Origin of the sequence: uncultured Cellulomonas sp. (assembly GCF_963527515.1) — a bacterium.
Classification (GTDB): domain Bacteria; phylum Actinomycetota; class Actinomycetes; order Actinomycetales; family Cellulomonadaceae; genus Cellulomonas.
Genome location: NZ_CAURTV010000121.1, coordinates 1 through 9,316 on the forward strand (window position 1 = coordinate 1; position 9,316 = coordinate 9,316).

The following is a 9,316-nucleotide window of genomic DNA, read 5'->3' on the forward strand; positions in this document are numbered from 1 at the left end:
ACCCTGCGGGCCGCAGGCCTGCCGGTGCTGGACGCACCGGGCGGGGACCCGCGCGCCAGGAGCACGTGGTCGCGCTCGGCGCCGCCTTCGGTCCGGCCGACCGCCTGGCGCGACGGGTCGCTGCCGCGAGGACGGGCGTCCTGCTGGGCGGCGGGGGGCAGCTCGTCTTCCCACGGGTGCCCGGAGTCCAGGGCAAGCGGTACGTCGCTCTCTACGGGACGCCAGGCTCGCGCGCGCTGGGCGTGCTGGGGGAGCAGGACGTGCCGTCGACCGTGGCGCGCGCGGACGCCACCGCCGCGCCGTACCGCGCGCTCACGGTCGACGCGGTCGTGCCGACCCTGGAGATCATCGCGACCATCGCCTCCGCCGGGCCGGGGGCCGACGGCAACTACTCGACGGAGCGTCCGGTGGACGAGCTGCGTCCGCTGGTCGAGGCGGCGGGCGCGGCCGGCATGGCGGTGGTGCTCGACCTGCAGCCGGGGCGCACGGACTTCCTCACGCAGGCCCAGCAGTACGCGGACCTGCTGGCGCTCCCGTACGTCGGGCTCGCCCTCGACCCGGAGTGGCGGCTGGCGCCCGACCAGGTGCACCTGCGCCAGATCGGCTCCGTCGGCATCGACGAGGTCAACCTGGTGGCCGGGTGGCTGGCGGAGTTCACCGCCCAGCGGGCGCTGCCGCAGAAGATGTTCGTCCTGCACCAGTTCGCGGGGAGGATGATCGTCGACCGCGGGCGGCTGGACACCTCACGCGACGAGCTGGCGGTGCTCATCCACGTCGACGGCCAGGGGACGCAGCCGGCGAAGGCCGGCACCTGGAACACGCTGCGCACGGACGCGCCACCCGTGCACTGGGGGTGGAAGAACTTCTACGACGAGGACGCGCCGATGCTGGACCCCGTGCAGACGTACCAGGTCCAGCCCGTGCCGGACCTGGTCACCTACCAGTAGCCGGCCCGGTCACGTGGGGTCGTCCACCGACTCCGGGTCCTCCTCGGGCTCGAAGGTCGACGGCTCGCCCGCGCCGAGCCCGACGCCACCCGCCTGCGCGAGCTCCTCGGGGTCGGTGACCTGCTCGTCGTGCTGGGTCCGGTCGCGCTCAGTCATGGTGCCCCTCCTCGTCGGGTCCTCCAGCGTGCGCCGCTGCCCGCCCTCGGGCAACAGGGGCGACGACGACCCGTACCCCTACCGGCGGACGATCTGCTGGACGGCCCAGCGGTTGCCGTCGGGGTCGGTGAAGAACGTGAACCGCCCCCACGGGAACTCGACGACGGGCTCCGCGGCGACGCCGCGGCCGACCAGGAGCTCGTAGGCGGCGTCGGCGTCGTCCACCACGACCTGCAGCCCCTGCTGCGCCCCAGCCGGCATGGACGTCATGGTCACGTCGAGCACGATCGAGCACGCCGAGCCCGGGGGAGTGAGCTGCACGAAGCGCAGCGTCTCGTCGACCCGGACGTCATGGTCGGCGACGAACCCCACCTGGTCGACGTAGAACGCCTTCGCCCGGTCGATGTCGGTGACGGGAACGGCGACGAGCTCGAGCCTCATGTCCATCGGATCCTCCTGGGAGTCTGGGGTCCGACCAGCATCCCGCCGACAGCGGTCGGATCGTGACCGCTTCTCGCCCGGCCCCGGTGGCGATGCCTCCGTAGGCTCCCTCCCATGACGCACCCCATCCGCATCGGAGTCCAGCTCCAGCCGCAGCACGCCGACTACGCCCAGCTCCGCGACGCCGTGCGCCGCGCGGAGGACCTCGGCGTGGACATCATCTTCAACTGGGACCACTTCTTCCCCCTGTCGGGCGACCCGGACGGCAAGCACTTCGAGTGCTGGACCATGCTCGGCGCCTGGGCGGAGCAGACCAGCCGCGTGCAGATCGGGGCCCTGGTCACGTGCAACTCCTACCGCAACCCCGAGCTGCTGGCGGACATGGCCCGCACGGTCGACCACATCAGCGGCGGTCGGCTGATCCTGGGCATCGGGGCGGGCTGGTTCGAGAAGGACTACGACCAGTTCGGCTACGAGTTCGGTACGGCCGGATCGCGGATCGCGGACCTCGCGCAGGCCATGCCGCGGATCCGGGCGCGCTGGGCCGCATCGAACCCGACGCCGACGCGGGAGATCCCGGTGATGATCGGCGGGGGCGGCGAGCGCAAGACGCTCCGGATCGTCGCGGAGCACGCCGACGTGTGGCACTCGTTCGGGGACGTGGACACCCTCGCCCGCAAGAGCGCCATCCTCGACGAGCACGGCGTCGACGTCGGGCGGGACACCGCGACGCTGGTCGAGCGGTCGGTCGGGGTGGGTGCGCCCCCGGACGCGGTCGCGGACGACCTCGTCGCCGCCGGCGCGACGCTGTTCACCATCGGGACGAGTGGTCCGGACTACGACCTGTCCCTGGTCCAGCAGTGGGTGACCTGGCGCGACGCGCGCGCCTGACCGGCGCCGGGCCGCATAGGCTCGCCGGTGATGAGCCACCCGAGCAGCCCGGACGTGGGCGTCGAGCGACGGTGGTGGCCCCGTGCCCTGCTGGTCGTGGGCGCCCTGCTGGTCGCGCTGACGTTCGGCGTCACGACCGCGTCCGTCGAGAGCAGCCTCGGTCCGCACGAGGCCCGGTACGACGTCACGACGGACGACACCGTGACGGTCGACCTCGGTCCGCTGGGGACGCTCCAGATCGACTCGCCGCTGCCGGCGACCCTGGGCGTGCGCGTGACGGTGCAGGAGATCCCGGCGTCGGTCACCGAGCTCGACCAGTCGCGGACCCTGGCGGCACTCAGCGGGGACCTGCAGAGCTACCTGCAGTTCTTCTCCGGGCCGCAGGCGACCGTGCAGGACGTCGCCCGCGCCCTCGTGGTCCAGGCGCTCGAACGGACCGGCCTGGCGCTCGTCGTCCTGGTGGGCGGGTGGCTGCTGGTCAGGTTCCTGCTCGGGGCGGCGCGGCGGGCGGAGCTGCACGAGCGGGTGCGCCCGCACCTGCGGCCGGCCGTGGTCGGGCTCCTCGTCCTCGGGCTCGGCGCCAGCGTGCTCACCTCCAGCATCGGGCGCCGGGACCGGCCGTCGGTCTCGCAACCCGCCTCGGCGGTCTTCGACGGCACGCCGCTCGAGGGTGCGCGCGTGACGGGTCGGCTCGGGGGCGTCATCGACACCTACGGCGGCCAGGTGGTGGCGGAGCTGCGCAGGAACGAGGAGTTCTACGCGCGGGCGAACACCGCCCTGGAGGCCGCCTGGGACGAGCGCGAGGAGCTTCTCGCCGCCGGCCCCGCCCGCGCGGACGACGACACCTCGACGTCGAGCGCGCGCCCGAGCCCCAACGGACCCGACGAGGCCGACCTGGTGACGGTCGTCGTGGTCTCCGACCTGCACTGCAACGTCGGCATGGCCCCACTCATCCGGACCGTGGCGACGCGTGCCGGCGCGGACGTGGTCCTCGACGCCGGCGACACGACGATCAACGGCACGTCGGTCGAGCAGTACTGCGTGACCACCTTCGCCCGCGCCGTGCCGGCGGACGTGGAGCTCGTGACGTCGCCGGGGAACCACGACTCGCAGGAGACCTCGCGCACCTACGCCCGGGCCGGCGCCACCGTCCTGGACGGTGCGGTGGTGGAGGTGCGCGGCCTGCGGATCCTGGGGGACCGGGACGCGAACGAGACGCGTGTCGGGGCCGGCGGGACCGCGCAGGCGGGCGCGGAGTCGTCGACGGAGGTGGCGGACCGGCTCGCGGAGGTGGCGTGCGACGACGAGGAGGGGGTGGACGTCCTGCTCATCCACACGCCGGCGGTCGGCCAGGCCGCGCTGGAGGACGGCTGCGTCCCGGCGCAGGTCTCCGGGCACCTGCACCGTCGGTACGGACCGGAGCGGGTGGCGCGAGGTGTCCGCTACATCAGCTCGAGCACGGCCGGCGCGACCCTGGGCCAGGCGACGGTGGGACCGCTGCACGGCGTGGCGGAGCTGACGGTGCTGCGCTGGGACCCGGAGAGCCGCCGCTTCGTCGACTACCAGCTGGTGCAGGTGCGCCCCGATACCACGGTGAGCGTCACGGCGCGGCTGCGCTGGCCGGAGACCCCCGCGGTGCTGACGCAGCCGGGCAACCGCGCCACTCCTTCACCCGTGTGATCTGGGTCACGCTGACCTACTGTGGAGGAGCGTCTCGCCGGCAGTGCCGTCGGCCGGGACGTGCAAGGGGGTGGGTGAGTGAGCCGAGCCGTCACGTCGGTGGCCGACCGGGAGCGGGGTGCGCGCGCGCACCCCGTCGTCCGTGCCGCGCTGACCAGTGCGTGCGTCCTGCTCACCACGGTCCTGATCGCCCCGTCCGCGTCCGCGGGGGCCGGCGAGGGCGAGCTGCGGCCCGGCGAGGTGCTGATGCCGGGGCAGGGACTCGTCTCGGCGGACGGCTCGCAGACCCTCGTCGTCCAGCCCGACGGCATGCTCGCCCTCTTCGGCGCCGACCCCTATCCGCGCTGGGTGGCAGGACCACCGGACCCCGGGGCCTCGCTGCACGTGGGGGAGGGCGGTGAGGTCGCACTCACCGGTCCGGACGGCGCGGTGGGCTGGCAGCCGGAGGCCACCACGGTGCCCGGCTCGCGCCTGGTGCTCCAGGACGACGGCGACGTCGTGCTCCTGGACCCCCAGGGCACCCGGCTGTGGGACTCCGGCACCGCCGTCCTGCCCTCGATCCTCCCGCCCGGCGGCATGCTCGCGCCGGGTGACGCCCTCTCCTCGCCCGACGGCCGGCAGACGCTGCTCGTGCTCGACGACGGCGACGTCGCGCTGCTCGGTCCGGACGCCACGACGCGCTGGTCCACCGGGACGGCCGGGCCCGGGTCGACGCTGACGCTCCGCGAGGACGGGAACCTCGTGGTCACGGACACCGACGGCGACCGCACCTGGCGCAGCCGGACCGCCGGGCACCCGGGGGCGTCGCTGGTCCTGCAGGACGACGGGGACCTGGTGCTCTACGACGCCGCCGGCGCGGCCGTGTGGAGCACCGGCACCGTGGTCGGACCGGCCTCGTTGGTGGTCGGTGCGCCGCTGGCCGTCGGCGCGCAGCTCAGCTCGCCCGACGGGCACCTGCGGCTCGTCCTCGGCGCCGACGGACCGAGCCTCACGTACGACGGGTCCGTCGTCTGGGCCGCCGCGGCACCGGGCGCCGCCGCGCTCGCGGTGCAGGAGGACGGCACGGTGGCGGTCACCGGGGCCGACGGGACGGTGCTGTGGGGCAGCGGCACGCCGACCAGTCCCGGCGCGGCACTCCAGCTCGAGGAGGGCGCCCTGCTGCTGCGTGCCCAGACGGGCCAGGAGCTCTGGCGGGTGGACGTCCCCGCCGAGGTGAGGGTCCGGACGCAGGTGGCGACGGACTGCGACGAGGTGACCGGCCCGGTCCCGGAGACCGACACCGTGGTGACCGGCCTCGGCGTCCGGGTGCACGCGTGCCTGGCCGACGCGCTCGACGCCCTGATGTCCGCGGCGCACGCCGACGGGATCGACCTGCGTGCCTGGGGCTGGCGCAGCGCGAGCCAGCAGATCGCCCTGCGCGCCGCGAACTGCAGCGCGTCGCAGGCGGACCCGACGGTCGTCAGCTGCCGCCCGCAGACCGCCCCGCCCGGCACCTCGCGCCACGAGCGCGGGCTGGCGTTCGACTTCACCGTCGGCGGGTCGGTGCTCCGAGCGGGCTCGCCCGCGTTCCTCTGGCTGTCCGAGCACGCGGCGGACTACGGGCTGGAGAACCTGCCCGGCGAGCCGTGGCACTGGAGCGTCGACGGCTGGTGAGCGCACGCGGCCTAGGGTGGTCGCCGTGAGCACGCCGACGACCCCCGAGTTGACCGCCGTCACGCAGGACTACCTCAAGGTCGTGTGGTCGGCGCGCGAGTGGTCGGCGCAGCCCGTCACCACCAAGATGCTGGCCACGCGTCTGGGGGTCGGCGCCTCCACCGTCTCCGAGACCGTCCGTCGCCTCGCCGAGAGCGGCCTGGTCACGCACCAGCCGTATGGTGCCGTCGAGCTCACCGCCGAGGGGGAGCGCCACGCGCTGGCGGTCGTGCGCCGCCACCGCCTGGTCGAGACCTTCCTCGTGGAGGTGCTCGGGTACGGCTGGGACGAGGTCCACGACGAGGCCGAGGTGCTCGAGCACGCCGTCTCGGACCTGTTCGTCGAACGGATCGCCGCGCACCTGGGCCATCCGCGGCGGGACCCGCACGGCGACCCCATCCCGGGTGTCGACGGGTCGCTCGACATCCCGGCGGCCAGCGTGCTGTGGGACGCCGAGCCGGGGGAGTGGGCGGTCGCGCGGATCTCCGACGCCGACCCCGGCCTGCTCCGGTACCTGGAGTCGGTCGACCTGCTCCTGGACGCACCGCTCACGGTGGTCGAGCGCCGCACGGTCGCCGGGGTGATCTCCGTGCGCGTCGGCGCCCGGACGGTCGACCTCGGCGAGGTGGCGGCCCGCGCCATCTGGGTGGTCCCCGCCCACTGACGTACGCTGGCTCCATCCACCGGAGCTGACGACGGCGCACTCCGCACCACGATCGAATCGATTCGTCCGGAGGCCCGTCGTTGGTCACGCTGTCACCCGCGCGCTCGCGGCTCGCCCTGTTCGCCCTCGCGCTCGGCGGGTTCGGCATCGGCACCACCGAGTTCGCCACGATGGGGCTGCTGCCCGAGATCGCCGACGACCTCGGCGCGTCGATCCCCACCGCCGGGCACGCCATCACCGCCTACGCCCTCGGCGTCGTCGTCGGCGCCCCCACGCTCGCGGCGCTCGGAGCCCGGCTCGACCGGCGCCGGCTGCTGCTGCTCCTCATGGTCGCGTTCACGGTGGGCAACGTGCTGTCGGCGTTCGCCCCGTCGATGGGCTGGCTCGTGCTCGCGCGCTTCCTGGCCGGCCTGCCGCACGGCACGTTCTTCGGGGTCGGCGCGGTGCTCGGGACCGCGGTCGTCGGGGCGGACAAGCGCGGGCGTGCGTTGGCCGCGATGATGGCCGGCCTGACCGTCGCGTGCGCCGTCGGCGTCCCGCTGTCCGCGATCGTCGGCCACGCCGTCGGCTGGCGGTGGGCCTTCGTCGGGGTCGGTGCGTTGGGCCTGGTCACCCTCGCCGCGCTGCACGCGTGGACGCCGTCGCTCCCGTCGCCCCCCGGCACCACGGTGCGCACCGAGCTCGCCGCCCTGCGCAACCGGCGGCTGTGGATCGCGTTCGGCGCGGGAGCCGTCGGCTTCGGCGGGATGTTCGCGGTCTACTCCTACGTCAAGCCCCTGCTCACCGAGGTGACCGGCCTCGACGTCGCCCTCGTGCCGCTGGTGCTGGCGCTGTACGGGATCGGCATGACGATCGGCACGCTGGTCGGCGGACGGCTCGCCGACCGGTCGGTGCTGGGGACGGTGGTCGGCGGGATGGTCGCCACCATCGTCGTCCTGGTCGCCATCGCGCTCGTCGGGGCATCCCCGGTGCCCGCCGTGCTCGCGCTGGTCCTGCTCGGCGTCACGTCCCAGGTGCTGGGGCTGTCGCTGCAGACGCGGCTGATGGACGTCTCGCCCGCCGCCCCGTCGCTGGGTGCCGCGCTGTGCCACTCCGCCCTCAACCTGGGCAACGCGGCGGGGGCGTTCGCCGGCGGTCTGGTCATCGCCGGCGGCTTCGGCTATCTCGCTCCGGCGTGGGTGGGCGCGGGACTGACCGCGGTGGGACTTGCCGTGGTGCTGCTGTTCGGACGCGGCCCGGTCCCCGCCGCGTCAGCGCCGGCGGGTGCCGAAGATCGTGCGCGTGATCTCGCGCCCGAGCTGAGTGCCCGCTGACCGCAGCAGGCTGTCCAGCGGGCTCGTGCGGCTGGTCGACCTCCGCGGCGCCGACCGCCGGGCCTCGCGGGCGGCCTCGTCGGCCCGGTCCTGCGCCTCCTCCGCCTCCTGCTCGCGTCGCGCGGCCTCCTGCGCCGTGGCGGCCCGCACGGCCAGCAGCTCGTACGCCGACTCCCGGTCCACCGCGACCGCGTAGCGCCCGGACAGCGGCGACGCGCTGACCGCCGCCGCCAGGTCCGCCGCGGGCATCGGCTCCATCGAGGACTGGGGGGCGCGCAGCCGCGTCCACGCGACCGGGGTGGGGGTGCCGCGCTCCGACTGGACGGTGACGACCGCCTCGCCGGTGCCCAGCGACTGGAGCAGCTGCTCGAGGTCGTACGGCGACGTGGGGAACGTGCGCGCGGCCGACCGCAGCGCCTTGGCGTCGTCCGGGGTGAACGCGCGCAGGGCGTGCTGCACGCGGTTGCCCAGCTGACCGAGCACGTCGGCGGGCACGTCCTTGGGGCTCTGCGTGACGAAGAAGACGCCGACGCCCTTGGACCGGATCAGCCGGACCGTCTGCGTCACCTGCGTGAGGAAGTCACCCGACGCGCCGGTGAACAACAGGTGTGCCTCGTCGAAGAAGAACACGAGCTTCGGCTTGTCCGGGTCGCCCACCTCGGGCAGCTCCTGGAACAGCTCCGCCAGCAGCCACATGAGGAACGTGGAGAACAGCGCGGGACGGTCCTGCACCGCCGGCAGCTCCAGAGCGCTGACCACGCCGCGGCCGTCGGGGGTGGTCCTGAGCAGCTCGGAGACGTCGAACGCCGGCTCGCCGAAGAAGGCGTCGGCACCCTGGCTCTGCAGCGAGACGATCTCCCGCAGGATCACCCCCGCGGTCGCCGCCGACAGGCCGCCGATGCCCTTGAGCAGCGGCTTGCCCTCGTCGCTGACCAGGTAGGCGATCGTCGCCTGCAGGTCCTTGAGGTCGAGCAGCGCCAGCCCCTGCGTGTCCGCCCAGTGCATGATCAGGCCGAGGCTCGACTCCTGGGTGGCGTTCAGCCCGAGCACCTTGGACAGCAGCAGCGGTCCGAAGTCCGTCACCGTGGTGCGGACCGGGGAGCCGGTGCCGATCCCGCCCAGGCTGAGGAACTCGACGGGCGACGCGGTGGGCGCCCAGTCCTGCCCCAGGCTCGCGGTGCGGGCGAGCAGCTTCTCGCTCGAGGCACCCGGCACGGCCAGCCCGGACAGGTCGCCCTTGATGTCGGCCACGAACACCGGGACACCGGCGGCGGACAGGCCCTCGGTCAGCACCTGGAGCGTCTTGGTCTTGCCGGTACCGGTGGCGCCGGCGACGAGGCCGTGGCGGTTCATCATGGCCAGCGGGATCCCGACGGGGACGTCCGGGAGGGCGACGTCGCCCTCGACCAGGGCGCCGAGAGGCAGCATCGGTCCGGTGAACGTGTAGCCGGCGACGATCTGGGCGGCGTGCTCGGAGAGGCTGGCCGCCGCGGGCGCCGGTGCCTGCCCGGCCGCGGGCGCCGGTGCCTGCC

At 74.3% G+C, this 9,316-nt stretch carries 8 protein-coding genes and 1 pseudogene; 6 read left to right on the forward strand and 3 right to left on the reverse strand.

From position 1 onward, the window contains the following. A pseudogene (locus tag RYN42_RS17975) lies at positions 1-947 on the forward strand (hypothetical protein); the annotation flags it as partial. Positions 948-956: 9 nt separating this feature from the next. Here the strand turns inward: RYN42_RS17975 and RYN42_RS17980 are convergent. Together RYN42_RS17980 and RYN42_RS17985 are read right to left on the reverse strand one after the other, a co-directional pair. After that, complete coding sequence (locus RYN42_RS17980) at positions 957-1,103, reverse strand: hypothetical protein (protein ID WP_315098264.1); 147 nt, start codon at positions 1,101-1,103, stop codon at positions 957-959. 78 nt (positions 1,104-1,181) lie between these two features. Continuing rightward, positions 1,182-1,550: a VOC family protein gene (locus RYN42_RS17985; RefSeq protein ID WP_315098266.1), complete on the reverse strand. Its 369-nt coding sequence runs from the start codon at positions 1,548-1,550 to the stop codon at positions 1,182-1,184. 108 nt (positions 1,551-1,658) lie between these two features. Between RYN42_RS17985 and RYN42_RS17990 the strand changes: the two genes are divergently transcribed. The 5 genes from RYN42_RS17990 to RYN42_RS18010 all read left to right on the forward strand — a co-directional run bounded on the left by RYN42_RS17990 (position 1,659) and on the right by RYN42_RS18010 (position 7,784). Next, complete coding sequence (locus tag RYN42_RS17990; RefSeq protein WP_315098269.1) at positions 1,659-2,435, forward strand: LLM class F420-dependent oxidoreductase; 777 nt, start codon at positions 1,659-1,661, stop codon at positions 2,433-2,435. A 30-nt stretch (positions 2,436-2,465) separates the two neighbouring features. Further along, complete coding sequence (locus tag RYN42_RS17995) at positions 2,466-4,115, forward strand: metallophosphoesterase (RefSeq protein WP_315098271.1); 1,650 nt, start codon at positions 2,466-2,468, stop codon at positions 4,113-4,115. A 78-nt stretch (positions 4,116-4,193) separates the two neighbouring features. Beyond that, positions 4,194-5,768 carry a D-alanyl-D-alanine carboxypeptidase family protein gene (locus tag RYN42_RS18000; protein WP_315098274.1) on the forward strand — a complete coding sequence of 525 codons (1,575 nt, stop codon included), beginning with the start codon at positions 4,194-4,196 and terminating at the stop codon, positions 5,766-5,768. Positions 5,769-5,793: 25 nt separating this feature from the next. Beyond that, entirely contained in the window at positions 5,794-6,471 is a 678-nt protein-coding gene (locus RYN42_RS18005) for a metal-dependent transcriptional regulator (protein WP_315098276.1), read from the forward strand. Positions 6,472-6,551: 80 nt separating this feature from the next. Next, a complete protein-coding gene (locus RYN42_RS18010) occupies positions 6,552-7,784 on the forward strand; it encodes an MFS transporter (protein WP_315098278.1) in 1,233 nt (410 codons plus the stop codon). Here the strand turns inward: RYN42_RS18010 and RYN42_RS18015 are convergent. Continuing rightward, the coding region (locus tag RYN42_RS18015; protein WP_399552530.1) for a helicase HerA-like domain-containing protein at positions 7,722-9,316 on the reverse strand (1,595 nt) is incomplete at its 5' end. The two genes, RYN42_RS18010 and RYN42_RS18015, sit on opposite strands and share 63 nt — an antisense overlap.